The sequence below is a fragment of the Microbacterium ulmi genome (assembly GCF_011759705.1).
Taxonomy (GTDB): Bacteria; Actinomycetota; Actinomycetes; order Actinomycetales; family Microbacteriaceae; genus Microbacterium; species Microbacterium ulmi.
This window is the reverse complement of sequence record NZ_JAAOZF010000001.1, coordinates 1625753-1651040: the sequence shown is the minus strand read 5'-3', so window position 1 is coordinate 1651040 and position 25288 is coordinate 1625753. Positions and strand designations below refer to the sequence as shown.

Genomic DNA, 25288 nt, shown 5'->3' with positions numbered 1-25288 from the left:
CTCAGCTACCGTCTGATCGGCCGGGTTCCCGGTCTGTTCGATCGGCCTGCGTGGCTTCACCTGCCGCGGCCGGCTCAGGGGACGCCCCCGAGCGCGTCGGAGCCCCAGCAGTCCCAGGAGCCGCAGCAGGAGGTCGGGGAGCCGCAGCCATGACCGCGGCGATCGCCGCAGCCGAGACGGCGACGATCGCGACGCCGTAGAGCGCGGCGCCGGCATGGCTCGCACCCCATCGGGCGAGCAGCAGCGCGAGGCCTGCGAGAGAGACGATCACGGCCGTCGCGACGGCCGCGACGACGGCCGCCCGCCTTCTCGCAGGTGCGGGGATGCCCGTTCCGGCGATCCACTGGGTGAGGCATCCGGCCAGGAGGGCCCCGCCGACGACGTCGCCGACGCGATGGGCGAAGCCCGCGACCGAGCCGACGGCGACGACGAGGGGGACCAGGCCGAGGAGCCCGACCACGTCGCCGGGCAGGGGACGCGCCGCGAGCGCGACGATCGCGACGCACGCGGCGACCGTCAGCGCGACATGCCCGCTCGGGAAGGTGTTCGAGGCGAAGCCCGCGTCGTCGAAGTACCGGGGGCGGACGAGCACGACGTCGCGCAGAAGCGGGTTCAGAAGCGCGATCACGAGGATCGCCGCGGCCGCCGTGAGCGCGGGGGCGACCCGCCGGGCGACGAGCGCGCGCAGGATCGCGATGCCGGCGCCGAGCAGGCTCAGCAGCAGCACGGGTGTGCGTGCGGCACCCAGCGGCACCGCCCACGCGCCCATCCACTCGTGAAGCCCGAGGCTCATCTGGTCGAGTCCCTGCCCGACCGGAGTCAGCACGGCGAGCGCGTACACGGTCGCGAGGGCGACCGCGAACAGGGCGCTGCGAACGGATCTCGAGCCCACCCCGGTCATGTCGGCGGCGCCGCTCGTCCCGGCCCGGCACGCCGTCGGCGCGCGGACGATCGGTCGTCGCGTCCCATCGCTTCCCCAGTCACCGCCGCGTCCCGCGTCGGCAGGAACCTCAGTGTAGCGAGGATGCGGTAACCTGCCGCTTGCCGGCGACAGCATCCGTCGTCGTTCTGGGGAGGACACGGCCATGAGCGATACTCGGCGTACGCGGGCGACCACGATCGTGCTCTGGGGCATCGCGATCGCGATCGGCCTGGTCCTCAGCTATCAGCGGTATCGCGACGCCATCGCGGGCGACACGGGGATAGACCTCGGCACGTTCCTCGAGGCGAGCGCCCACGTCCGCGAGGGGGGCAGCGTCTACGACGCCCCCGCATACGTGTACCTGCCCTTCATCGCGTGGGCGCTGCTGCCCTTCTCGAGCGTCGCCGAGGCGGTCGGCCCGTGGACGATCGCGTCGCTGCTCGCCTGCTGGGGAGCCGTCGCGGCCGTCACGGCGACGCTCTGGGGGTCGCTGCGCCCGTGGCAGCGACCGGTCGTCGCGGGTGTCGGCATCTTCACGAGCCTGTACAGCACGGTCATCTCGCTCGAGTTCTGGCTCGGCCAGAACGACACGTTCATCCTGCTGACGACGGCCCTCGCCGTCCTGTTCGCCTCCCTGCGTCAGAGCGCGCTGTCGGGCGTCGTGCTCGGCATCGGCGCCGCATTGAAGACGTGGCCCGCCGGGATGGGGCTGTGGCTCCTGCGCCGGGGGGCTCCTCACCGCTGGCGCTCCCTCATCGCCGCGATCTCGACGGGTCTCGTGGCCATCCTCGTCGTCGTCATCGTCGCCGGTCCGCAGACGCTCGGCGAGTGGATCGCGCGCACGCAGGACTTCAGCGAGCAGCAGCTCCTCGCCTACTCGGTCTGGGGAGTCGGGCGTCACCTCTTCGCCGACTCCGGCGTCGTCGATCCGCTCGTCGACGCGCCCCTGCTCGGCACCGTCGTCGCGTGGGCGCTCGCGCTCGCGGTGTGCGCAGCGCTCGTCGTCGCGCTGCTGCGGCCCGGCACCGACTCGCTCGCGATGTGGAACGTCGCGTCGGCGCTCGTGCTGCTCCTTCCGGTCTCCCACCTGTGGTACCGGCTCCTGATGCTGCCTCTCGTCTGGGTGTGGATCGCCTACGCGATGCGACGCCCGAAGGATCCCTGGATCGTGTCGGCGGCGGTCGTCAGCGTCGTGTTCTGGCTCTCCACCTTCCGCCTCCCCGCTCTGGACAATCAGGATGCCGGGGCTCCGACGCAGTACATCGCGATCATGGTCGTCGCGTTCCTCACGCTGGGGGTGTCGGTCGCCGCCGCCGCGCTGCGGGGCGGCGCGGGGGCGCTCCCCGCCGATCGGCGGGCCTAGCCCATGGCGCCTGTGCGCGCGACGGACGACGCGGAGCGCTCGACCCCACACGGTACGCTTGCCCTCTCACGGCGGATCGGGGGGACGTCTATCGTGCGGGCCGGGTTTGTCACGCGCCACCTGCGCCGCGGATCACAGTTCCTCGTCATCGGGCTCGTCGGCTTCGTCGTCGACGCGGTCCTCTACAACGCACTGGTGTTCTGGGGCGGCGAGGGACCCCTCTTCGAGTACCCGCTCGTCGCCAAGGCGATCTCGCTGCTCACGAGCCTCGCGGTCTCGTACGTGGGCAACAAGCTGTGGACCTATCGCGACCGCCCCGCTCCCCTGTCGACGGCGGAGGTCGGCCGCTTCATCGCGGCGAACGCGGTGGCGGTGGTCCTCCACATGGGATGCCTCTGGTTCTCGCGCACGATCCTCGGCCTCGACGACATCGCGTCGGACAATCTGTGGGGCACGGTCATCGGGCAGGCGGTGGCCACGGCGTTCAGGTACGTCGTCTACACGAAGTGGGTCTTCGTGGCGCGACCCGAGCCCCTGCATCCCGACCCTCCACATGACGGGGCGAGCCTTGAGTAGTCCGGCGTCCGAGATCGACCACCTGCCCGACCGAGCACCGCGGAGACCCATGCCCGAGACGATCGCCGTCGATCTGGACGGAACCCTGATCCGAGGCGACCTCCTGTGGGAGGCAGCCATCCGACACACGCTTCGGACGCCGCTCGGCGCCGTCCGCGTCGCGTGGTGGGCCCTCAAGGGGCCCGTGACCCTCAAGACGAGGCTGGCGGAGCGTGTGCCGCTGACAACGACGCTCCTCCCCTACAAAAAGGAGGTCCTGGACGAGCTCGAGACGCGGAAGAGCAACGGCGCAGAGCTCGTCCTCGCCACCGCCGCGGCATCGCGCTACGCGCATCACGTCGCCGAACACCTCGGCATCTTCGACTCGGTCATCGCGACCGAGTCCGGCGGACCGAATCAGAAGTCGTCGCAGAAGGCCGCGTCGATCCAGCAGCAGCAGGGCGAGCGCCCGTGGACCTATGCGGGCGACAGCGAGGCCGATCTCGACGTGTGGCGCGCGTCCGCCGGAGCGATCGCGGTCGACACCACACCGGCCGTGAACCGCAGACTGGCGCTCCTCGGCATCCCGACGACCCATCTCACGACGTCGCGGGTCTCACTCGGCCGAGCGTGGGTCAAGCAGCTGCGGGTGCATCAATGGGCCAAGAACCTGCTCGTGTTCGTGCCGCTGCTGACATCCCACGAGCTGATCGACGGCTCCTCGCTGCTGCACTCCGTCCTCGCCTTCACTGCGTTCTCGCTGATGGCGTCCGCCGTCTACATCTGGAACGACCTCGCGGACCTCGACGCCGACCGCGCCCACCCGAGCAAGCGCAACCGGCCGATCGCGGCAGGAGTCATCCCGATACCGCAGGCGGCCGTCGTCGGCGTGCTGCTCGCCATCGGCGCGCTGGCCATCGCAGCCTCCGTCAACCTCCTGCTGCTGGTCACGCTGATCGCGTACGTCGTCGCGACGAACCTCTACTCGCTGTGGCTCAAGCGCAAGCCGATGATCGACGTCACCGTCCTCGCCCTCCTCTACACGTGGAGGCTCGTCGCCGGCTGCATCGCGATCTCGGTCGTGCCCACCGTCTGGCTCCTGGCCTTCTCCGTGTTCTTCTTCTTCGGCCTGGCGCTCATCAAGCGCTACGCGGAGCTGTACCAGTCGGGCAGCATCGGGCGGGCGCGCGGGTACGGGCGCGACGACTCGGACCTCGTGATGGCGCTCGGGGTCGCGTCGAACCTCATCGCGATCCTGGTCTTCATCCTCTACCTCGACTCGAGCGGAAGCTTCGCCGAGTACGCGATCCCGCAGCTCCTGTGGATCGCGGTGCCGCTCCTGCTCTACTGGGTCGCGCGGGCCTGGCTCGTCACGATCCGCGGCGAGATGCATGACGATCCGCTCGTCTACGCCGTGCGCAGCCCGATCAGCCTTCTCGTGATCGGGCTGCTGGCGCTCGTCTGGCTCGGCGCCACCCTGATCGGCAATTAGCGCGTTCTCCTCACAGCGACCCGACGGGGGCGCGGCGCGCGCTATGCGGCGGGGTCTCCGATCGGCGCGGGCACCGAGATCCGGCGCGCGGGGAGCTCGACGGACTGCGCGCGGGCGGACTGGACGTACAGGAGCGCGAGCAGGATGATGCCGCCGAAGAACATGTACGACTGCAGGATGTTCCACCCCGAGTCATGCGTGGCGTTCACGATCGGGAAGAGGTTCTGGCTGATCAGCACATAGGCGATCCCGGTGAAGACGATGACGGGTCGCCCGGGGCTGCCCTCCCGGAACTGCGCGACCATCAGGACCGCGAACACGGCGTAGGCGACGCCGTAGTGGTGCTCCCACGCGATCGGGGCGGCGATCGTGAGGCTGAGAACCGCGGTCGACAGATCGAGCGTCGTGGGCGACGATCGCACCCGCCACAGCAGCGCGAACAGGAGGATCACCACGACCGAGATCGCGGTGCCCGCCGCCACGACGGGGTGGTCGGGGGCGAGCTCGGAGTGGCTGAAGTGAAGGCTCTCGCCGTTGAAGAGCAAGCGGTTGAGCAGCCCGTTCACGGACTGGTTGGCGTAGAACGTCTCACCGCTGGATCCCAGGCGCAGGAGCAGGTCGGCATAGCTGAGCACCTGCTCCACCCCGTAGACGACGATCGAGAGGGCGAATGCCGCGCCCGCCGTGACCACGCCTGCGATGACGAAGCGCCACTCGCGCCGCAGGAGCGCCCACAGGGCGATGATCACCCACTGCGGCTTGACGATGCAGCACAGCGCGAGTGCGATGCCCGCGACGACCTTGTTGCCCGTGCACCATGCGAGCAGCGAGATGCCGACGAGCACCGTCAGCGTCGTCTGGATCTGCCCGAGGTGAAGACCGCGCGTGATGGGGAAGAACACCATGGCGCCGAGGATGCCGGCCGGTGCCAGCACGATGAGCGATCGCGGTGGCACGACCTGCCAGAACGCGGCGTCTCGCGGACCGTGCAGCCGCGCCCACAGCACCGCGGTGAGTGCACCGAGCACCGCGAACGCGATCCACGACGCGACGTTGAGACTCGCGTGGAACGCCTCCCTGTCCATGCCGAAGAACCTGATGAGTGGATCCACCGGCAGCACGGACATGAGCGGGTACTGGAACTTGTACCCGGTCTCCCAGACGGCATCGTAGACGGGCACTCCGGGTCGGTGGACAAGACTGTCCAGTGCTTCGAACATGGGAGCCCACGAATCGCCGATCTCCGTCGGTCGAAGAGCCCGGAGCGCGTAGCCCAGAGTGCTCTCCCTCCTCGCCAGGAGGATCGGGACCGCGCCGATGATCGTTGCGACGAGGACGAACGTCGCCCACACGCGCGCCTGCAGCAGCGCGGACGCGTCTGCGAGCTGCGGGACGAGCTCGACGATCCTCCGCGGCATCCAGCGCCAGACGATCGTGATCGCGACAGCGCAGGCGACGATGATCATGACGAGCAGCGCCACCACGATCGGTCCGGCGAGGGGCTCCGACCCGCCCGCGGCCGCGGCCAGGACGCCGCCCGTCACCGCAGAGACCTTCGACGGCGAGGGGCACGGCGACGGCGAACCGCGGCGGTGGTCGTACGCGAGAGGTCGGCCATCAGGTGCATTTCGGTTCGTGAGCTCGGACCGGATCAAGACTAGTGCCCGGCTGGACGCCGAAACGACCCTTGCACGGCCTGGACGAGGTCGGGGCATCCCCGGCGAGACGATTCACCTAGGGTGTTGTCGTACGCGGCTCGCAGCCGGCACGGATCTCTGGGGGGTCTCGAGTGGAACGGAAGCAGCTCTATGCACGCGTCACGGTCGTGACGCTGTGGGTCGTCGTCGTGGCGGTCGCACTCACTCTGAGCGTCATCCGGTTCAACGACGCCGTGTCGGGACTCGCCGTGCTCGGAATCGATCTGCGGACGTTCGTCGATGCCGCCGATCACGCGCGCGCCGGGCGAAGCGTCTACGAGGCGCCGGAGTACACGTACCTTCCCTTCCTGGCGTGGATCCTCCTGCTGTTCCCGGACTTCGACGCCGCGATCGTGCCCTGGACGGCCGCGTCGATCGCATCGGCGTGGGGCGCGGTGACCGCGACGGTCGTCGCGCTTCGCGGCGCTCTGAAGGGCTGGCGGGCTCCCCTCGTATGGGGCCTGGGTCTGGTCACGATCATGTACAACCAGGTCACGGTGATCCAGCAGTGGCTGGGCCAGACGGACTTCTTCCTGATGCTGCTGCTGGCGCTCGCGGTGCTGCTCGCCTCGTTCCGGCAGTCCGCGCTGTCAGGGGTGGCGCTCGCTCTCGCAGCCCTGCTGAAGACGTGGCCCGCGATGATCGGGCTGTGGCTCCTCCGGCGTGGAGCGCCCCGCAGGGCGTGGTCCGTCGTCGCCGCAGTCGCGACCGGTGCCGTGGGCCTGCTCGTCGTCGCGCTCGTATCGGGACCCGCCACGCTCGTGGAGGCGTTCGAGAAGTCGCTCGTCATCAGCCGGCTCGACCTCGTCCCGTTCTCCGTGTGGGGCATCGGCGGCCACCTGTTCACCGACTCCGGCAACATCGAGCCGCTCGTCGAGGCGCCCGTCCTGGGCGCGATCATCTCGTGGGCGCTCGCGATCGGGGTGATCGCGCTGATCGCGCTCATCCTGTGGCGTCCGGGCGACGACTCCCTCTCGATGTGGAACCTCGTCGCCGCCGTCACGCTCCTGCTCCCGCTGTCCCACCTGTCCTACCGGCTGCTCGTGCTTCCGCTCCTGTGGGTGTGGGCGGCGCACGCGCTCAGCGACCGGCGGCGGTGGACGTCTGTCGTCATGGTCGCGCTGCTCGGCCTCTTCTGGGTGGTGACCTTCCGGCTCACGCCCGTCAACGAGGTGGGAGGCAGCTCCCCGTGGCACTACCTGCTCGTGATGGCCGTCGGGATCGCCGCGATCGCGGCATCCGTCCTCGCGGCCGCACGCCGCACGCCGCAGGTGTCGTCGAGCGCGACGCAGGCGTCGGATCCGGCGGCCGTCGCCTGACCACCGTCCGACTGCGCGAGTGCGACGGCGCCTGCGTCGCCTGATCGGGCGCCGCCTCTAGAGCTCGCCCGGCTGGATCGCCTGGCGGTCGAGGTCTTCGATCGCGTCGCGGACCGGCGAGGGCTTGGCGTCCTTGTCGGCCTTGCGCGGCGCGTACACGACGAGCGAGTGGAACACGAACCGCACGAAGAACGCGACGACGAGCGTGATCGCGGTCGCGATGACGCTCGAGATGTGCCCCGACTCGACCATGAGCGCGACGATGGGGATGCGGATGACGGCTTCGGCGTTGTTGAACCCGAACGACTTCGCGAAGCGCGACCACGCGCCCGACGCCTGCCCGCGCATGTCCTGGAAGACGAACCGCTCGATGAGCAGGAAGTTGCCGACGATCGTCACCTCGGCCGCGATGACGGCCGCGACGATGTAGTTGACGCCGAGCATCGTCAGCACCCACACGATGAGGACGTTGGCGAGGGCTCCGAGCCCGCCGATGACGGCGAACATCGACATCTTGCCGAAGCGCAGCGCCGCGAGCTGCGTGAGGAAGTGCATGCCCTGGCGCAGCGACGCCTTCGACTCGCCCGCGTGACGGTCGGCGAAGTCGAACGGCACCTCCGCGATGCGGAAAGCCCTGCGGGCGAGGATCTCGAGAAGGATCTTGAACCCGCGGGGCTTCAGCCCATCGAGGTCGATGACACGCCGGTCGGCGAGGAAGAAGCCCGTCATCGGGTCGGTGACATCGCGCAGTTTGACGGGGAACATCGCCTTCGTCACAGCCGTCGACACCTTCGAGACCAGCACGCGGGTGCGATCGGCGAGTCCGCTCGCGGTTCCTCCCCCGGCGTAGCGCGACGCGACGACGACGTCGACGTCGCCTCGGCTCAGACGCTCGACCATCTCGGGGATCTTCTCGGGCGGATGCTGCAGGTCGCCGTCCATGACGAGGCACGAGTCGGATGCCGCGGCCGCGAACCCCTCGACGACGGCGCCCCCGAGGCCTCCGGTCTTCTCGTCACGGTGGATGAGCCGCACGGGAAGAGGGGCGGATGCCGCCACCTGCCGGACGACGTCGGGGGTGTCGTCGGTGCTGTCGTCGACGAAGATGATCTCGGCGTCGACGCCCTCGACGGCGAGGGCGACGCGACGGACGAGCTCCGCGACGTTGGGTGCCTCGTTGAACGTCGGCACGATGATGGAAAGTTCGATGACGGTCCCCTGTCGCCGATCCGGTCGGTCCCCATGCCGACTTCTGTAAATGGTCGCACGTCATGGCCCCGCGGCGAAACGCACGGGCGAACAGGATCGCGCTCGTGCGGTATACGCGGCGCGCCGGCGTGCACGCGTCCGCTCAGCGTTCCCCCACGATTCATGCACGAGAATGGAGGCATGACCTCTCCTGACTCGACCGCGACGATCACGATGTTCGGCGCCGACTGGTGCCGCGACTGCATCCGCACGAAGAAGCAGCTCGACGAGCTGGGCGTCGCATACGACTACGTCGACCTCGTCGCCGAGCCCGCCGCCGCGGACGTCGCACGCGAGATCTCGGGCCGCACGAACATCCCCGTCGTCGTCTACCCCGACTCGACGCATCACGTCGAGCCGTCGAACGCGGACGTCGAGTCGAAGCTGCGGGAGCTCGCCCTGATCTGACGCAGGGGCGCGCGCCGGTCGTCCGCCGCGGACGCGAGACGGGCCTATCGCGATCTCCCTCGTTTTCGTACGATGAAGGCGTCATAGTGTCGCCCGCTCGCCGGGCGTCCACCGCTGGGGAGTGGTCGAATGACTGCAACGGTCGTACCCGTGACCGTGTCGGACATCGACGCGATCGCCGAGTACCTGGTCGCCACGGGCGACAGCCTGCGCTCGCCGCAGCAGTGGAAGGACGCGCTCCGATGGGCGTCGGACTCGAGTCCGCCCAACCTCGGATTCCAGCTGCGGAGGGATGACGGGATCGTCGCCGGCGTGTTCCTGGCCACCTACGGCGACACCCGCGACGGACACACGGTCTGCCATCTCGGCTCGTGGCATGTCCAGGAGCCGTACCGCCTCCAGAGCCTCCTCCTGTTCCGCGCGCTTCTCGCGCAGGACGTCGACGTGTTCACCGACTACAGCCCCTTCCCCCAGGTCCGCCCGATCAATCGCCGATTCGGGTTCGACGACATGGACACGCGGGCGCTCAGCATCTGGAACCTGCGGCCGCCCGCCCTGCGCCGCGGGGTCAGGATCATCACGGATCCCGAGCGGATCGCCGCCACCCTGCGCGGTCGCGACGCCAGAGTCTTCCGCGATCATCAGGGGATTCCCGGCATCGCGCAGCTCGTCGTCGTCGACGGCGCGAAGACGAGCCACATCGTCCACCGGGCCTCGCCCGGACGACTGTCACGGGCTCGCCTGCTCCATGTGAGCGACATCCCGGTCTTCCGCGCCTCGCTGTCACGCGTGCTGTGGCACGTGCTGCTGCGGCATCGATCGCTGTTCACCGTGGCGGAGCTGCGCACGATCGGCGGCCCCGTGCCCTGGGCACGCGCGGCACCGTCCGTGCCCCGCCAGTTCAAGAGCGCGCACGTTCCCGAGAGCGAGCTGGACGAGCTCTACAGCCCACTCATCTGGGCGAGGTAGGACCGCCGATGCCTTCCTCGATCGCAGAGCTGCTCAGGATCGCCGCCCACAGCGCACCCGATCGGATCGCACTCTCCGCGCCGGCCGGCGCACTCGCCTATGCGGAGCTCGCCGACGCCGCCGATCGACTCGCTCGCGCCCTCGTCGCACTCCCGCTCGAGCGCGGCGACCGCGTCGCGGTGTTCCTCGAGAAGCGGCTCGAGACGGTCGTGGCGCTCTTCGGCATCGCGGCGGCCGGAGCCGCGTTCGTGCCCGTCAACCCCGTGCTCAAGCCCAGACAGGTCGCACACATCGTGGGCGACAGCGGCGCGACCGTGCTCGTCACCTCGGTCGAGCGCTGGGCCGCCCTCGGGTCTGCTCTCCCGGACGGCTCACCCCTCGCGCATGTGATCCTGCTCGGTTCGGATGCCGCCACCGAGGACGGGCGGCTCGCGGTGCACTCCTGGCCCCTTGCCGACTCCCCCGCGACGCGGCTGCCCGACGTCATCGACTCGGATCTCGCCGCGATCATCTACACGTCCGGCAGCACGGGCAGCCCCAAAGGGGTCGCGCTGACGCATCGGAACCTCCTGGCGGGCGCCGAGAGCGTCAACACCTACCTCGGGAACACGCAGGACGACGTCATCCTCGCGGTTCTCCCCCTGAGCTTCGACGCGGGCCTGAGCCAGCTCACGACGGGCTTCGCGGCCGGAGCCCACGTCGTGCTGATCAACTATCTCCTTCCGCGCGATGTCGTCGCCACGTGCGTGCGCCACGGCGTCACAGCCATCACCGGGGTGCCGCCGCTGTGGAGCCAGCTCGCCGAGCAGGACTGGTCCCCCGCGACGATGTCGCTGCGGCGCATCGCGACGACGGGAGGCCGACTGCCGCGCGCGACCCTCGACCGTCTGCGCCGACAGCTTCCGCACACCGATGTCTTCCTCATGTACGGCCTCACGGAGGCGTTCCGGTCGACGTATCTGCCGCCCGGCGAGGTGGATCGCCGACCTGACTCGATCGGACGCGCCATCCCGAACGCCGAGGTCCTCGTGCTGCGAGCCGACGGAACGGAGTGCGACCCGGGAGAGCCCGGAGAGCTCGTGCACCGCGGCGCCCTCGTCGCCCTCGGCTACTGGAACGATCCGCAGCGCACGGCGGAGCGGTTCCGCCCGTGGCCGCCCGGCTCGCAGGCCGCCGCGTGGAGGATCCCGGAGCGGGCGGTCTGGTCGGGCGACACCGTCGTGCGCGACGAGGACGGCTACCTCTTCTTCGTCGCGCGTGCCGACGAGATGATCAAGCACTCGGGCTACCGGATCAGCCCGACGGAGCTCGAAGAGGCGGCCCTGTCGACGGGCCTCGTCACGGAGGCGGTCGCGCTGGGACGAGACGATCCCGCCGTCGGGCAGCGGATCGTGATGATCGTGGCGCGTGCGGGAGCGCCGGTCGACGTGACCGCACTGCGTGCGGCGCTGCGCGTCGAGCTCCCGGGCTTCATGGTCCCCGAGGTCGTCGTCGCGGTCGACGACCTTCCCCGCAACCCGAACGGAAAGTACGACAGGGCGCGACTGCGTGAGGAGCACGGATGAGCAACATCGAGGACCTGGTGAGAAGCTTCGGCGTCGAGGACGGCGAGCTCGGGGTCGGCGGAACCCGCGTGTCCCTCCTCGCGCTGCGAGCCGGCGGAACTCCGCTGTTCGCCTATGACCGCTCGCAGCTCACTGCACGCGTGGGGCGGCTCCGTCACGCGCTCCCGGACGATGTCCAGTTGAGCTACGCCGTCAAGGCGAACCCGATGCCCGCGATCGTGCAGCATCTGTCCCCGCTCGTCGATCGCTTCGACGTCGCCTCGGCCGCCGAGATGCGCGTAGCGCTGGACACCCCCACGCGAGCCGACCGCATCAGCTTCGCGGGGCCCGGCAAGACCGACGACGAGCTCAGGGCGGCCATCGCCGCGGGCGTCACGATCGAGCTCGAGTCGCGCCGAGAGCTGCGCCGCGCCGTCGCGGTCGCCTCAGACGTCGGCGTCCGACCGAGGGTCGCGGTCCGGATCAATCCCCCGTTCGGCGTGAAGGGGTCGGGAATGCGGATGGCGGGCGGACCGCAGCAGTTCGGCATCGACGCCGAGGAGGTGCCCGAGATCCTCCCCGAGATCGGCGAGGCCGACGCCGAGTTCGTCGGCTTCCACCTCTTCGCGGGATCCCAGAACCTCATCGCTGACGCGCTCATCGAGGCCCAGCGGGAGACGATCCGGCTGATCGCGGAGCTGGCACGGGGGGCGCCCGAGCCCGTGCGGTACGTCAACATCGGCGGCGGCTTCGGCATCCCGTACTTCGACGCCGACGAGGCGCTCGACGTCGACGCCGTCGGAGACGCGCTCGCCGTCTCGGTCCGGGAAGGCCGCGAGGCGGGGCTCGGCGGTGCGACGTTCGTCGTCGAGCTCGGCCGCTACATCGTCGGGCCCGTCGGCGTCTACGTGACCCGCATCATCGACAAGAAGGTCTCACGAGGAAAGACGTTCCTCGTCGTCGACGGCGGCCTGCATCACCAGCTCGCGGCGGCGGGAAGCTTCGGGCAGGTCATCCGCCGGAACTTCCCCATCGTGAGCGCGACGCACGCGGGCGAAGCGCACGACGCGGAGGAGGCCGAGATCGTCGGATGCTCCTGCACGCCGCTCGACCTCCTGGGGCGCAACGTGGCGCTGCCTGCGGTCGACGTCGGCGACCTCGTCGCGATCTTCCACGCGGGCGCGTACGGCCTCACCGCCAGCCCCACGCGATTCCTGAGTCACCCTGACGCCGCCGAGATGGTCGTCTGAACGAGAGAGAAGAGGAAGAGATGATGACGGACACGACTGTCGGCCGGGTCTCGGAGGTCGTCGCGCACGTCCTCGAGCTGGACGTGCGAACCCTCGACGCCGACACCAGGCTGTTCGGAGCGCTGCCCGAGCTCGACTCCCTCGCGGTCCTCGAGCTGATCGCCGCGCTGGAAGACCGCTTCGGCTTCGTCTTCGACCCCGACGACGTCTCGGGCGACGCCTTCGAGTCCATCGGCACCCTCGCAGCGCTCGTCGACAGCCGCCTGTGACATCGGAGCGCTGCGAGCGGGGGACTGACGCTGCGGGCCTCTCTCACTAGGCTTGGCCCGTGGGAGAGGGCGTCGCGCGCAACACCCGGGCGATCGAGGGGTCGGTCGTCACCGACTTCTCGCACCGCATGAGCTATGGCGGGTACCTCGAGCTGGACACGCTGCTCGCGGCGCAGCATCCGCTCTCCGATCCCGAGCACCACGACGAGCTGCTGTTCATCGTGCAGCACCAGACGACCGAGCTGTGGCTCAAGCTCGTGCTCCACGAGCTGTCGGCGGCGTGCCGGCTGCTGCGCGACGATCAGCTCGCGCCTGCGCTCAAGTGCATCGCGCGGGTCAAGCACATCCAGAGGACGCTGACCGAGCAGTGGTCGGTGCTCGCGACCCTGACCCCCGCGGAGTACGCCCAGTTCCGCGGCGTGCTCGGGAACGCCAGCGGATTCCAGTCGGCGCAGTACCGTGCCGTCGAGTTCACGCTCGGCAACAAGAACGCCGGCATGCTCAGGGTCTTCCAGGCCGAGCCCGAGAACCTCGCTCTCGTGCGGGCCGCGCTCGAGGCCCCGAGCCTCTACGACGAGTTCCTGCGCATGCTCGCGCGCGCCGGCTACCCGATCCCGGATGCCGTGCTCGGCCGCGACGTCACGAAGGCGTGGGAGTTCACGCCCGGGCTCGTGCCGATCTTCGCCGCGATCTACGAGGATCCGGCGCAGCACTGGGCCGCGTACGAGACCTGCGAGGAGCTCGTCGACCTCGAGGACAACTTCCAGCTCTGGCGGTTCCGGCACCTCAAGACGGTCGAGCGCATCATCGGCTTCAAGGTCGGCACGGGCGGTTCGAGCGGCGTGCCGTTCCTGCAGCGCGCGCTCGAGCTGACGTTCTTCCCCGAGCTGTTCGCCGTGAGGACCGAGCTCGAGGACGCGGCTCCAGGGGGCCGAGCGGGATGACGCACATCGACCCGTTCGCGCTGCGCGACCTCGTGGGTCAGGATGCCGCGCCCTGCCGTCGCGCCCTGACCGGCGAGCACGGCGTCGCCCTTCCCCCGTTCGTCGACCACCACGTGCATCTGCACCTCATCGACGCACATGCCCTCCCCGCGGGCGGCATCGCGGGCGTCCTCGACCTGGGCGGCGATCCCGTCGCCCTCGCCCGCCTGCCGAAGGACGGCTTCCCCCGCGTCGCCTACGCGGGCGCGATCCTGACGGCGCCGGGCGGCTATCCGATCGGCAGACCCTGGGCCCCCGCGGAGATCGCGCGCGAGGTGTCGGACGCGACGCTCCACGCCGGTGCCGCGGGCGGTGCGGCGACCGCCGTCGACGAGCAGGCCGTCTTCGGGGCATCCGTCGTCAAGGTGGCCCTGAACGCCGCTGCCGGGCCCGTGCTCGACCCCGCGACCCTGAGCGCCGTCGTCGCGGCGGCGCGGACGCGCGGGCGCCCCGTCGTCGCGCACGTCGAGGGGATGGGGATGGCCCGTCGCGCCCTCGACGCGGGCGTCGACGCCCTCGCCCACGCGCCGTTCTCGGAGACGCTGTCGCCTGCGGAGATCGGGGAGGCGGTCGCGAGCGGTCAGCGCTGGATCCCGACGGTCGCGATCCACGGCGACGGCGATCGCGAGCGTGCGATCGCGAACCTCGCGGCCTTCGTCGCGGCGGGCGGGGCCGTGCTGTACGGCACGGACCTCGGCAACGGCGAGCGGGTGCCCGGCGTCCAGGTCGACGAGCTCTCGGCGATGGATGCCGCGGGCCTGCGCGGCGCGGCCCTCGTCGCCGCGCTGACGGACCCGTGGCCCCGCCGCGAGCAGGCGACGGCGATCGCGACGTTCATCCCGGGGCCGGCGCCCCGCACGCTCGACGAGGTCCCCGCGTGGCTCTCGCGTGCGACGGTCGTGCCCGACGAGGAGCTGATCCGCGATGACGTCTGACCCGTGGGCGGCCGAGGCGATCGACCTCGACCGCGCGGATCCGCTCGCCCGATACCGCGACCTGTTCGTCGGGACCGACTCCTCGGCGTGGCTCGTCTACTTCGACGGGAACTCGCTCGGCAGGCCGCCGAAGGCGACGGCGGATCGTCTGTCGCGGTTCGTGACAGACGAGTGGGGCGGCCGCCTGATCCGCGGCTGGGACGAGTCGTGGATGGACCTCCCGTTCGAGATCGGCGACGCGATCGGGCGCTGGGTCATCGGCGCCGCGCCGGGGCAGACCGTCGTCGGGGACTCGACGACGGTGCTCCTCTACAAGCTCCTGCGCTGCGCCTTCGACGCCCAGCTCGCCGCAGATCCGGCCCGCGTCGAGATCGTGGTCGACCGCGACGAGTTCCCGACCGACCGCTATCTTGTCGAGGGCATCGCCGCCGAGCGCGGCGGCCGCGTGCGCTGGATCGACTCGGCGCACACGCCCGGAGGCTCCGCGGGCCGGGCCGGTGCGGCCTCGAGCGGGCGCGGCGACGATCACGCCATGGGCGTCGACGCGGACGCGCTCGCCGCGGTCGTCGGCCCCGAGACGGCGGTCGTGCTCCTGAGCCACGTCGCGTACCGCTCGGGCTACCTGACGGATGCCGCCGCCCTCACCCGCACCGCACACGACGCGGGCGCGCTCGTCCTGTGGGACCTGTGCCATTCGGCCGGGTCTGTGCCCGTCGAGGCGGATGCGTGGGGGTTCGACCTCGCGGTCGGGTGCACGTACAAGTACCTCAGCGGCGGCCCGGGATCGCCCGCCTTCGCGTACGTGGCGGCGCGGCGCCAGGCATTCCTCCGCCAGCCGATCCAGGGGTGGATGGGCGCCGCCGACGTGTTCGCGATGGGGCCGGCGTATCTCCCCGCGACGGGCATGCGGCGATTCCTGTCGGGGACGCCTCCGATCCTCGGGATGCTCGCGATGCAGGACTCGCTCGCCATGATCGCGGAGGCCGGCGTCCCGGCGATACGCGCGAAGTCGATCGCGCTCACGGGCTTCGCCGTGCGGGTGTCCGACGCCCTGCTCGCGCCGCTCGGCGTGGAGGTCGCCTCTCCGCGCGATGCCGCGCTGCGCGGCGGGCACGTGACCCTCTCCCACCCCGCGATGCGCGACGTCACGGCGCTGCTGTGGTCGCGCGACGTGATCCCCGACTACCGCGATCCGGGAGGCCTGCGCATCGGCCTCTCACCGCTGTCGACGAGCTTCCTCGAGACGCTCCACGGCCTGCACGCCGTATCGGTCGCGCTCCGCGAGATCACGGGGGCCTGAGCCCCGGCACCGCCCTGCGGGATGCGCCGCGCGCGGCATCCCGGATCATGGCATCGGGACCCGGTGGCGGATGCCGCGGCACCGAGTCCCAGGATCGGAAGCACCGCCGCGACGTAAGCTGGGATCCCGCCCCGCGCACGCCACGCCCGAAGGAGAGCGCCGTGTCACCCACCGCGAAGCCGGCCACGAAGACGTCCGCCGCCGAAGCGCCTCGCTCCCCCCGCCCTGCCGCGGCTGCCGCGGTCCCGGCATCCGCCCCCTCGCTCGATGCGGCGATCGACGCGCTCCGCACGGGAGCGAGCACCTGGACGCACCTGACCCTCGACCAGCGCGGTCGCCTGCTCGAGCGGGTCCGCGCCGCGACGGGCGCCGTCGCCGAGGAATGGGCCGACGTCGCATCGACCTCCAAGGGCCTCGAGCCGGGGCATCCCCTCCGCGGCGAGGAGTGGCTCTCGGGGCCCTACGCCGTTCTCGTCGCGCTCGACGCCTACCGCTCGACCCTCGCGAAGCTCGCGAAGGGCGCGGGCCCCCTCGACGGCGTCACGACGGCGAGCGCACCGGGCGGGCGGCTGCGCGCACGCACGTTCCCGCTCGACCCCCTGGACGGGCTGCTGCTGTCGGGATACACGGGCGAGGTGTGGTTCGAGCCGGGGGTGACGGATGCCGAGGCCCGCCGCCGCGCAGGGCTCGGGCAGCTGCACCCCGCGACGCCGGGCGGCGTCGGGCTCGTGCTCGGCGCAGGGAACGTCGCGTCGATCCCCGTCCTCGACGTGCTCTACGAGCTTCTCGCGTTCAACCGCGTGGCGCTGCTCAAGCTCAACCCGACGCAGGATGCCCTCCTCCCGGTCTTCGAGCGCGCGCTCGCGCCCCTCATCGAGCCGGGGTTCGTGCGCATCGTGACGGGCGGGGGCGACGTCGGGGCGTATCTGACACGGCACGACGGGATCGACCACGTGCACATCACGGGGGCCAAGCCGACCTTCGACGCGATCGTGTGGGGAACGGGCCCCGCCGGCGCCCGACGGCGCCGCGAGAACCGGCCTCAGCTCGCCAAGCCCATCACGGCCGAGCTGGGCGGAGTCTCGCCGATCATCGTCGTCCCCGGCCGGTGGAGCGACACCGACCTGCGCTTCCATGCGGAGCACATCACGACGATGCGGCTCCAGAACAGCGGGCACAACTGCATCGCGGGGCAGGTCGTGATCCTCAGCGCGGACTGGCCTCAGCGCGAGGCGTTCCTCGACGCCCTGCGGACGGCGTACGACGGGGCGCCCACGCGCCCGACGTGGTATCCGCGCAGTGACGAGAAGCTCGCGGCCGCGGCATCCGACTATCCGTCCGCGCACTGGGCGCCCGACGGCACCCGCGCGATCGTGGAGATCGCCGCGGGCGGCGACGCGTCAGCCATCGAGACGACGGAGTACTTCGCGCCCGTCCTCGGCGTCGTCCAGCTCGCCGGCAACGGCCAGGTGTTCCTCGACGCAGCCGTCGCGCACGCGAACGACGAGCTCGCCGGCACGCTCGGCGCGAACGTGCTCATCGACCCTGCGACCGAGGCCGCGCTCGGAGGCGGCTTCGAGCGCGCGATCGCCGATCTGCGCTACGGCGCGATCGCTGTCAACTCGTGGACGGCGTTCGGGTTCCTGACCCCCACCCTGACGTGGGGCGGGTTCCCCGGCGGCACGCTGCGAGACGTCGAGAGCGGCATCGGCGTCGTGCACAACGCGATGCTCCTCGACGGCGTCGAGCGCTCGGTGACGCGCGGCCCGTTCCGCCCCTTCCCTCGGTCGGCCGGCGCGGCCGTGCGCGGTGGCCGGTTCTCGGCGCTCCCGAAGCCGCCGTGGTTCGTGACGTCGCGCACGGGCGCGGTCGTCAGCGAGGGGCTCACGCGCTTCCGCATCGACGGCAGCAGGGCGAAGCTCGCCGTGACGCTCGCCCGGGCGTTCCGCGCATGACGCGCGCGGCGGCCGATCCCCGAGCGTCCAGGAGACCCGGCTCTCGGGGCGTTCCCGGCCGGGTGTCGTGGACACTCGACGGGAGGGCGGGCCCGAGGAGCGCGCGCAGGGTGGACCTCGACGCCGACTACGTCATCGTCGGGGCGGGGTCAGCGGGAGCCGCGCTCGCGGCTCGGCTCAGCGAGGATCCGTCCGTCTCTGTGCTCCTCCTCGAGGCCGGCGCCCCCGATCGGGCCCCCGAGCTGCACATCCCCGCGGCGTTCACGAGGCTCTTCCGAGGCCCCTACGACTGGAGCTACGACACCGTCCCCCAGCCCGCGCTCGAGAACCGCACGATCTTCTGGCCCCGCGGCAAGACGCTCGGCGGGTCTTCGTCGCTCAACGCCATGATGTGGATCCGCGGCTTCGCGGCCGACTACGACGAGTGGGCCGAGACGGCGGGCGAGAGCTGGTCGTGGGCATCGCTCGTGCCGTACTTCCGACGCGTCGAGCGCACGCAGGATGCCGCACACCCGACCCAGGGCACGGACGGCCCGCAGGCCGTCGAGCACCAGCGCGACCCCCGGCCGCACACGGCAGCCTTCCTCGAGGCGGCACGCGAGGCCGGCCACTCCGTGACACCGCCGAACCTGCCCGAGGGCCAGGGGTTCTCGCAGACGATGACCTCGATCCACCGCGGCGCCCGCGCCTCGACGGCCGACGCCTACCTGCGCCCCGCTCGGCGACGGTCGAACCTGCGCGTCGTCACAGGAGCGCTCGTGCGCAGGGTCACGTTCTCCCGAGAGGATGCCGCGGCTCCCCGCGCGACGGGCGTCTACGTCGACATCGACGGCGTCTCGCGTCACGCGCTCGCGCGGCGCGAGGTCATCCTCAGCGGGGGGTCGGTCAACACTCCGCAGCTGCTCATGCTGAGCGGCATCGGCCCGGCCGACCACCTCGCCGAGCACGGCATCCCGCTCGTCGTCGACGCGCCCGGCGTCGGCGCGGACCTGCAGGACCACCTCGTCTCCGGCCTCGCGCCCGCAGCCGTCGGAGGCACGCTGCACAGGGCGACGAGTGCCGGCCAGCTCGCACGGTACCTCACGACGCGCACGGGGATGCTGTCGTCCAACGTCGCGGAGGCCTACGGGTTCGTCCGCACGCCGGTCGCCGACCGTGCAGGCATGCCCGCCGGGCTGCCCGACGTCGAGCTCATCTTCGCGACCGCGCCCTACATCGGCGAAGGGCTCGTCCCGACGCCCGCCGAGGGCGTCACGGTCGCCGCGATTCTGCTGCGCCCCCGCAGCCGCGGCACGATCCGGCTCGCCTCGGCCGACCCGACCGCGAAAGCCGTCATCGACCCGGCGTACCTGACCGACCCCGACGGGATGGACGAGCGGACCCTGCTCGCGGGCCTCGCGGAGTGCGAGCGCATCCTCGACACCGACGCCATGCGGACCGTCACGACGGGCGGGTGGGTCCAGCCGGAGGCGGGCGAGCGCATGACGCCGGCCGAGCGCGCCGAGCTGTCGCTGCGGCGCTACTCGCACACGCTGTACCACCCCGTCGGCACCGCGCGGATGGGGGAGGATGCGGCATCCGTCGTCGATCCCGACCTGCGGGTCCGCGGTGTCGAGGGCCTGCGTGTCGCGGACGCCTCGGTCATGCCCACCATCATCCGCGGCCACACGAACGCCGCGGCGATCGTCATCGGCGAGCGCGCGGCCGACCTCGTCCGCGGCACCCGGCCCGACCGGAGGGCGGCGGGCCGCTAGGCGAGGCCGAGGGGCCCGCCGGCCTCGTCGGGGGCATCATCCGGCCCCTCTTCGCCGCCACGCTCGGCCGCCGCGTCGGCGGGTCGCCCCGCGAAGCGGTCGGTCGCGGCGCGCAGCGCCCGCGCGATGCCGGGCTCGGATGCCGCGTGCGAGGCGTCCTGCACGATGACGAGCTCCGCCTCCGGCCACGCCCGATGCAGGTCCCATGCCGTCATGATGGGGGTGCAGACGTCGTATCGGCCCTGCACGATGACGGCCGGGATGCCGCGGATCGCGTCGACGCCCGCGATGAGCTGCCCTTCCTCGAACCATCCGCCGTTCATGAAGTAGTGGTTCTCGATGCGCGCGAAGGCGGTCGCGGCGGCGGTCTCGCCCATCGTCGCGACCCGGTCCTGGTCCGGCAGCAGCGAGAGCGTCGCCGACTCCCAGGTCGTCCACGCGACGCCCGCGGGGACGTGCACAGCGGGATCGGGGTCGGAGAGGCGCCGATGGTACGCCTCGATCAGCCGTGACCGCTCGAGCACGGGGATCTGCGCGATGAAGTCCTCCCACAGATCCGGATAGATCGCCGAGGCCCCGCCCTCGTAGAACCATTCGAGCTCGTGCCGGCGCAGCGTGAAGATCCCTCGGAGCACGAGCTCCGACACGACCTGCGGATGCGCCTGGGCGTATGCGAGCGCGAGGGCGCTCCCCCACGAACCGCCGAAGACCTGCCACCGGTCGATCCCGAGGTTGCGCCGCAGCAGCTCGATGTCGGCGACGAGGTGCCATGTCGTGTTGTGGCGCAGGTCGGCGTCGGGCGTGCTCGCGTGCGGAGTGGAGCGCCCGCATCCGCGCTGGTCGAACAGGATGATGCGGTAGCGATCCGGGTCGAAGAAGCGGCGGTGCCAGTCGGACGTTCCTGCACCCGGACCCCCGTGCAGGAACACGACGGGTCGGCCGTGCGGGTTGCCGGACTGCTCCCAGTAGACGCGATTCCCGTCGCCGACGAGGAGCTCGCCGGTCTCGTAGGGCTCGATCGGCGGATACAGGATGCCGTCGAGATGCGCGGGGCCGCTCACAGCCCGCTCCCCGACACGGCGAAGGTGTCGCACGAGCCGAGCCCGTTCTGATATCCCGTCGCGAACCACCGCTGACGCTGCTCGCTCGACCCGTGCGTCCAGCTCTCGGGGTTGACGAAGCCCCCCGACTGCTCCTGGATGTGGTCGTCGCCGACGGTGCCCGCCGCGTCCAGAGCATCGCGGATCTGCTCCTCGGTCGGCGGCTGCAGGTACGAGACGCCGTTCGCGTCCCTCTCGTTGGCGGCGTTCGCGACCCACGCGCCGGCGAAGCAGTCGGCCTGCAGCTCTGTGCGCACGCCGTTGCTCGTCGCACCCGTGCCGTTGTTCGGGTAGGCGTCCATGATGCCGGTGATCTGCTGGATGTGATGGCCGTACTCGTGGGCCAGCACATACATCTGCGCGAGCGAGCCCGCCGTCGCGCCGAACTGCTGGCGAAGGATGCCGAAGAACGTCGGATCGATGTAGACCGTCTCCTCGGGCGGGCAGTAGAAGGGCCCCGTGGCGTTCGACGCCGTGCCGCACCGCGTCGAGGTGGACTGGTCGACGATCACGAGCGTCGGCGGACGGTAGCCGCGCACCTGGTCCTCCCAGTACCCGTCCAGCACGAGCTGCGTCGCGGCGATGCGGCACGCGTCGTTCGCGTTGGCGTCGGCGCCGGTCTGGCAGTTCGCGACGACCGCGTCCTCGCCGCCGGCCTGCGGCGTGCCGCCGAGCCCGCCCAGCAGCCCCGAGAAGTTCCCGCCCGTGAACAGGTTCAGCAGCAGGACCGCGATGGCCCCGAGACCTGCGACGCCGCCACCCGCCGCGATGGCACCGCCCGGCCCCCTGCGCCTGGCCGTGTTCCCCCCGACGCTGGCGTTGTCGTTGAACGTCATGCGCTCAAGTTACCGCGGTCATGCCGCGCATGCGGGGAAATCGGCTGGTCGCGCGGGTCTCTCGCGTCCGGCCGCCGGGCATAGGCTCGGCTCATGGCGCACGAACCCACGACCGTGACGATCACCGGAGCGGGGGGCCAGATCGGGTACGCACTCCTGTTCCGGATCGCAGCGGGAGACATGCTCGGACCCGGTCGCCCCGTCCGGCTGAGGCTGCTCGAGATCCCCCAGGGCATGAAGGCGGCGCAGGGCGCGGCCCTCGAGCTGCAGGACTGCGCGTTCCCGCTCCTGCACGGCGTCGACGTCACCGACGACGCGCGCACGGCGTTCGACGGCACGGACATCGCGCTGCTCGTCGGCGCACGCCCCCGCGGGCCGGGCATGGAGCGCGCCGACCTCCTCGCCGCCAATGCGGGCATCTTCGGCCCCCAGGGCGCCGCCATCAACGCGGGGGCATCCGATGCCGTCCGCGTCGTCGTGGTCGGCAACCCCGCCAACACGAACGCGCTGATCGCCGCGGCATCCGCCCCCGATGTCCCCGCAGACCGCTTCACGGCGCTCACGCGGCTCGACCACAACCGGGCCGTCGGCCAGCTGTCGGAGAGGCTCGGCGTGCGGCCCGACGCGATCCGGGGGGTCGCGGTGTGGGGCAACCACTCGGCGACGCAGTTCCCCGACGTCGAGCACGCGACGGTCGGAGGCGTCCCGGTCGAGAGGGCGCTCGCGGACGCCCTCGGGGGCCAGGATGTCGCGACCCGCTGGCTCGACGACGAGTTCATCCCGCGAGTCGCCAGGCGCGGCGCCGAGATCATCGAGGTGCGCGGGTCGTCGTCGGTCGCCTCCGCGGCGAACGCCGCGATCGAGCACGTGCGCGACGACGTGCTCGGCACCGGGGATGACCCGACCTCGGCCGCCGTCGTCTCCCGCGGGGAGTACGGCGTGCCCGAGGGGCTCGTGTGCTCCTTCCCCGTCCTGTCCGACGGATCGGGCTACCGCGTCGTGGAGGGTCTCGCGCTCGACGAACGCGCGCGCCGATACGTCGACGCGTCCGTCGCGGAGCTCGTCGCGGAGCGTGACGCCGTCCGTGCCCTGGGCCTGGTCTGACGCGCGATGGACCCGCTCATCGTCCTCATCCTCGGCATCGTCGTCATCGCCGTCGCAACCGCCATCGGACCGCGCCTGAAGATCGCCGGCCCCCTCGTCCTCGTGATCATCGGGCTCGGCGTCAGCACGGTGCCGTTCGTCGAGATCCCGCTCATCGAGCCGGAGATCATCCTCGTCGGCATCCTGCCCCCGCTCCTGTACTCGGCGGCGATCTCGCTTCCCGCGATCGAGTTCCGCCGCGACTTCAGCTCGGTCTTCGGGCTCTCCGTCGTGCTCGTGATCGTGAGCTCGCTCGCCCTCGCGGGCTTCTTCCTGCTGTTCGTCCCCGGCCTGAACCCGCTGATCGGGCTCGCGCTCGGGGCGATCCTGAGCCCCACGGATGCCGTCGCGACCTCCATCGTCAAGCGCGTCGGCGTCTCACGGCGCGTCGTGACGCTGCTCGAGGGCGAGAGCCTGCTCAACGACGCGACCGCCCTCGTGATCCTGCGGACGGCGATCGCGGCCGTCGTCGCCGGGACCGTGTCGGTCGGCGAGTTCGTCGGCAACTTCGCATGGGGCGTCGTCATCGCCGTCCTCGTCGGCGCCGTCGTCGGCTACGCGAACGTCCGGCTGCGGGCATGGATCGCCAACTCGGCGGCGAACACCGCGATCGGGTTCATCATTCCGTTCGTGGCATATCTGCCGACCGAGCACCTCGGCGGCTCGGGCCTGGTCGCAGCGGTCGTCGCAGGGATCATGACGGGACAGGGGGCGATGCGGTACTCCACACCCGAACAGCGCCTCTCCGACACGCTCAACTGGCGCACGATCGAGCTCGTGCTCGAGGGCGCGGTCTTCCTCATCATGGGTCTCGAGCTGCGCGAGATCGTTCGCGGCAACGTCGAAGCGGGTCACGGCATCCTGCTGCCCATCGGACTCGCCCTCGGAGCGCTCGCCGTCATCCTCGTCGTTCGCACCGCCTACGTCTCGTTCCTCGTGTGGGCGCAGAGCCGCCGCGCGCGAAGCAAGATGCGCGACCGGCTCGAGCTAATGAGCAGGCAGGTCGACCGCATCTCCGGGATGAGCGACGCGCAGAAGGCCGACGCGGCGTCGCCTCGGCGCGGGGGCCCGCAGGCCACTCCCGAGCAGACCGAGCGCCGGCTGTCGTCGATGAGGAACCGCATCTCGCGATCCCTCGCCGACATCGACTACTACCAGGCGTCGCCGCTCGGCTGGAAGCACGGGACGATCATCGTGTGGGCCGGCATGCGCGGCGTCGTGACGCTCGCGGCGGCGCAGACCCTGCCGCGCGAGACGCATGACCGGCCACTGCTCATCTTCGTCGCGTTCCTCGTCGCCCTCGTGAGCCTCATGCTGCAGGGCTTCACGCTCCCGTGGGTCGTGCGGCTGCTGCGGCTCGAGAAGGGCGAGGACGAGGCCGCAGGCAGCGAGGAGCAGTCGCGGCTCGAGGACGAGCTCAGAACCGCCGCACTCGGCGCCCTCACGACCCACAGCCTCGTCAAGCGCAACGGCGAGCCCTTCGCCCCCGAGCTCATGGGAAAGGCGGCTCGCGTCTTCGAGCGCGTGCCCGACGACGACATGACCGTCGTCGCGAAGGATCTCCTCGAGCTGCGTCTCGCGCTGATCCAGGAGCAGCGCGAGAAGCTCGTCGACCTCTCGCACGGCGGCCTCTACGGCACGCCGACCCTCCGGCACGCCCTCGCGGAGCTCGATGCGGACCAGCTGAGCCTCGAGCTGCGTCTCGCGCGGGACGAGTGACTGCCCCGGGCGGCGATCCGACCGTCGCCGCGCGGTGCACAATAGAGGGACCCATGGGAGGTGCGCAGATGCCCGAGACGACTGACACGACGGATGCCGCGTCCTCGGCACCCGAGACGGGCCCTCTCGCCCACGCCGCCGCCGAGTGCCCGCAGTGCTTCACCGAGCTGCAGAGCGATCGCAACTGGTGGATCGCGCGCCCCGCGGGCTCGCGCCTCGTGGGCCTCGTGGTCTCGCGGGACGACATGCCGTCGGTCGTCGAGCAGCGCAACGAGCTGACGCGATTCGGCGTGCCGATCGAGGGGTTCCGGCATCCCGCGCCGGAGACGCTCGAGTCGTGGGAGGAGCGTCTCGTGCGCCTGTTCGGCCGGCTCGTCGCCGGCGACGTCCTCGTCGTCGCCAACGTGCACGCGCTCGGCCGCGACACCGACGAGGAGACCCGCACGCTCCGCGAGCTGCGCGGGCGCGGGGTCATCGTCAAGGTGCTGAGCACGGGCGAGCGCCACCTGCACGACGCCGACGTGTAG

Annotated in this window: 22 protein-coding genes; 17 read left to right on the top strand and 5 right to left on the bottom strand. The window is 71.2% G+C overall.

All coding sequences use genetic code 11. The features are described 5' to 3' along the window. Window position 1 precedes the first annotated feature (1 nt). A complete protein-coding gene (locus FHS08_RS17255; RefSeq protein ID WP_341800360.1) occupies window positions 2-901 on the bottom strand; it encodes a phosphatase PAP2 family protein in 900 nt (299 codons plus the stop codon). Between the two features lie 184 nt (window positions 902-1085). On the opposite strand from FHS08_RS17255, the gene FHS08_RS07890 reads away from it, so the two are divergent. From FHS08_RS07890 to FHS08_RS07880, 3 genes are all read left to right on the top strand, one after another. Beyond that, window positions 1086-2285, top strand: a complete 1200-nt coding sequence (locus FHS08_RS07890; RefSeq protein ID WP_167037621.1) for a glycosyltransferase family 87 protein — start codon at window positions 1086-1088, stop codon at window positions 2283-2285. A gap of 93 nt (window positions 2286-2378) precedes the next feature. Then, the gene (locus tag FHS08_RS07885; protein WP_167037618.1) at window positions 2379-2861 is read left to right on the top strand and encodes a GtrA family protein; all 483 of its coding nucleotides are present in this window, start codon (window positions 2379-2381) and stop codon (window positions 2859-2861) included. Window positions 2862-2910: 49 nt separating this feature from the next. Further along, a complete protein-coding gene (locus tag FHS08_RS07880; RefSeq protein ID WP_167037615.1) occupies window positions 2911-4332 on the top strand; it encodes a UbiA family prenyltransferase in 1422 nt (473 codons plus the stop codon). A 41-nt stretch (window positions 4333-4373) separates the two neighbouring features. On the opposite strand, the gene FHS08_RS07875 is transcribed toward FHS08_RS07880, so the two are convergent. Further along, entirely contained in the window at window positions 4374-5876 is a 1503-nt protein-coding gene (locus tag FHS08_RS07875; RefSeq protein WP_167037612.1) for a glycosyltransferase 87 family protein, read from the bottom strand. Between the two features lie 245 nt (window positions 5877-6121). Between FHS08_RS07875 and FHS08_RS07870 the strand changes: the two genes are divergently transcribed. Then, window positions 6122-7348 carry a glycosyltransferase 87 family protein gene (locus tag FHS08_RS07870; RefSeq protein ID WP_167037609.1) on the top strand — a complete coding sequence of 409 codons (1227 nt, stop codon included), beginning with the start codon at window positions 6122-6124 and terminating at the stop codon, window positions 7346-7348. A gap of 57 nt (window positions 7349-7405) precedes the next feature. Here the strand turns inward: FHS08_RS07870 and FHS08_RS07865 are convergent, their stop codons facing one another. Next, window positions 7406-8557, bottom strand: coding sequence for a glycosyltransferase (locus FHS08_RS07865; RefSeq protein WP_167039746.1), 1152 nt, complete (start codon window positions 8555-8557; stop codon window positions 7406-7408). Between the two features lie 180 nt (window positions 8558-8737). Here FHS08_RS07865 and FHS08_RS07860 point away from each other — a divergent pair, with 180 nt between their 5' ends. The 10 genes from FHS08_RS07860 (at window position 8738) to FHS08_RS07815 (ending at window position 19963) form a co-directional block, all read left to right on the top strand. Next, a complete protein-coding gene (locus tag FHS08_RS07860) occupies window positions 8738-9004 on the top strand; it encodes a glutaredoxin family protein (protein WP_167037606.1) in 267 nt (88 codons plus the stop codon). A 129-nt stretch (window positions 9005-9133) separates the two neighbouring features. Then, the gene (locus FHS08_RS07855) at window positions 9134-9973 is read left to right on the top strand and encodes a hypothetical protein (protein WP_167037603.1); all 840 of its coding nucleotides are present in this window, start codon (window positions 9134-9136) and stop codon (window positions 9971-9973) included. A gap of 8 nt (window positions 9974-9981) precedes the next feature. Continuing rightward, window positions 9982-11538: an acyl-CoA ligase (AMP-forming), exosortase A system-associated gene (locus FHS08_RS07850; RefSeq protein WP_167037600.1), complete on the top strand. Its 1557-nt coding sequence runs from the start codon at window positions 9982-9984 to the stop codon at window positions 11536-11538. Continuing rightward, on the top strand, window positions 11535-12767 hold the full coding sequence (locus FHS08_RS07845) for a pyridoxal-dependent decarboxylase, exosortase A system-associated (RefSeq protein ID WP_167037597.1): 1233 nt from the start codon (window positions 11535-11537) through the stop codon (window positions 12765-12767). Before FHS08_RS07850 ends, FHS08_RS07845 begins: the two co-directional genes overlap by 4 nt. 23 nt (window positions 12768-12790) lie before the next feature. After that, a complete protein-coding gene (locus tag FHS08_RS07840) occupies window positions 12791-13036 on the top strand; it encodes an acyl carrier protein (protein ID WP_167037594.1) in 246 nt (81 codons plus the stop codon). Window positions 13037-13095: 59 nt separating this feature from the next. Then, window positions 13096-13980: a tryptophan 2,3-dioxygenase gene (gene kynA, locus FHS08_RS07835; RefSeq protein ID WP_167037591.1), complete on the top strand. Its 885-nt coding sequence runs from the start codon at window positions 13096-13098 to the stop codon at window positions 13978-13980. Continuing rightward, window positions 13977-14954, top strand: coding sequence for an amidohydrolase family protein (locus tag FHS08_RS07830; protein WP_167037588.1), 978 nt, complete (start codon window positions 13977-13979; stop codon window positions 14952-14954). The genes kynA and FHS08_RS07830 overlap by 4 nt, the downstream gene beginning before the upstream one ends. Continuing rightward, entirely contained in the window at window positions 14944-16254 is a 1311-nt protein-coding gene (locus tag FHS08_RS07825) for a kynureninase (protein ID WP_167037585.1), read from the top strand. The genes FHS08_RS07830 and FHS08_RS07825 overlap by 11 nt, the downstream gene beginning before the upstream one ends. A 161-nt stretch (window positions 16255-16415) precedes the next feature. After that, complete coding sequence (locus tag FHS08_RS07820; RefSeq protein ID WP_341800359.1) at window positions 16416-18209, top strand: aldehyde dehydrogenase family protein; 1794 nt, start codon at window positions 16416-16418, stop codon at window positions 18207-18209. A gap of 110 nt (window positions 18210-18319) precedes the next feature. Continuing rightward, window positions 18320-19963, top strand: coding sequence for a GMC family oxidoreductase (locus FHS08_RS07815; RefSeq protein ID WP_341800358.1), 1644 nt, complete (start codon window positions 18320-18322; stop codon window positions 19961-19963). Here FHS08_RS07815 and pip read toward each other — a convergent pair. Both pip and ypfJ read right to left on the bottom strand, forming a co-directional pair. After that, a complete protein-coding gene (gene pip / locus FHS08_RS07810; RefSeq protein ID WP_167037575.1) occupies window positions 19960-21024 on the bottom strand; it encodes a prolyl aminopeptidase in 1065 nt (354 codons plus the stop codon). The genes FHS08_RS07815 and pip overlap by 4 nt on opposite strands. Further along, entirely contained in the window at window positions 21021-21899 is an 879-nt protein-coding gene (gene ypfJ / locus FHS08_RS07805; protein ID WP_167037572.1) for a KPN_02809 family neutral zinc metallopeptidase, read from the bottom strand. The genes pip and ypfJ overlap by 4 nt, the downstream gene beginning before the upstream one ends. A gap of 93 nt (window positions 21900-21992) precedes the next feature. Here ypfJ and FHS08_RS07800 point away from each other — a divergent pair, with 93 nt between their 5' ends. The 3 genes from FHS08_RS07800 (at window position 21993) to FHS08_RS07790 (ending at window position 25288) form a co-directional block, all read left to right on the top strand. After that, on the top strand, window positions 21993-23003 hold the full coding sequence (locus FHS08_RS07800) for a malate dehydrogenase (RefSeq protein ID WP_167037569.1): 1011 nt from the start codon (window positions 21993-21995) through the stop codon (window positions 23001-23003). 6 nt (window positions 23004-23009) lie between these two features. Next, window positions 23010-24761 carry a cation:proton antiporter gene (locus tag FHS08_RS07795; RefSeq protein ID WP_167037566.1) on the top strand — a complete coding sequence of 584 codons (1752 nt, stop codon included), beginning with the start codon at window positions 23010-23012 and terminating at the stop codon, window positions 24759-24761. A 68-nt stretch (window positions 24762-24829) separates the two neighbouring features. After that, window positions 24830-25288, top strand: a complete 459-nt coding sequence (locus FHS08_RS07790) for a recombinase family protein (RefSeq protein WP_167037563.1) — start codon at window positions 24830-24832, stop codon at window positions 25286-25288.

Bases quoted from the DNA above. Each gene is read 5' to 3' on its own strand.
- FHS08_RS07890 (WP_167037621.1), top strand. From the start codon at position 1,086: ATGAGCGATACTCGGCGTACGCGGGCGACCACGATCGTGCTCTGGGGC.
- FHS08_RS07830 (WP_167037588.1), top strand. From the start codon at position 13,977: ATGACGCACATCGACCCGTTCGCGCTGCGCGACCTCGTGGGTCAGGAT.
- FHS08_RS17255 (WP_341800360.1), bottom strand. From the start codon at position 901: ATGACCGGGGTGGGCTCGAGATCCGTTCGCAGCGCCCTGTTCGCGGTC.
- FHS08_RS07825 (WP_167037585.1), top strand. From the start codon at position 14,944: ATGACGTCTGACCCGTGGGCGGCCGAGGCGATCGACCTCGACCGCGCG.
- FHS08_RS07860 (WP_167037606.1), top strand. From the start codon at position 8,738: ATGACCTCTCCTGACTCGACCGCGACGATCACGATGTTCGGCGCCGAC.
- FHS08_RS07850 (WP_167037600.1), top strand. From the start codon at position 9,982: ATGCCTTCCTCGATCGCAGAGCTGCTCAGGATCGCCGCCCACAGCGCA.
- ypfJ (WP_167037572.1), bottom strand. From the start codon at position 21,899: ATGACGTTCAACGACAACGCCAGCGTCGGGGGGAACACGGCCAGGCGC.
- FHS08_RS07790 (WP_167037563.1), top strand. From the start codon at position 24,830: ATGCCCGAGACGACTGACACGACGGATGCCGCGTCCTCGGCACCCGAG.
- FHS08_RS07795 (WP_167037566.1), top strand. From the start codon at position 23,010: ATGGACCCGCTCATCGTCCTCATCCTCGGCATCGTCGTCATCGCCGTC.
- FHS08_RS07840 (WP_167037594.1), top strand. From the start codon at position 12,791: ATGACGGACACGACTGTCGGCCGGGTCTCGGAGGTCGTCGCGCACGTC.
- FHS08_RS07845 (WP_167037597.1), top strand. From the start codon at position 11,535: ATGAGCAACATCGAGGACCTGGTGAGAAGCTTCGGCGTCGAGGACGGC.
- FHS08_RS07800 (WP_167037569.1), top strand. From the start codon at position 21,993: ATGGCGCACGAACCCACGACCGTGACGATCACCGGAGCGGGGGGCCAG.
- FHS08_RS07880 (WP_167037615.1), top strand. From the start codon at position 2,911: ATGCCCGAGACGATCGCCGTCGATCTGGACGGAACCCTGATCCGAGGC.
- FHS08_RS07855 (WP_167037603.1), top strand. From the start codon at position 9,134: ATGACTGCAACGGTCGTACCCGTGACCGTGTCGGACATCGACGCGATC.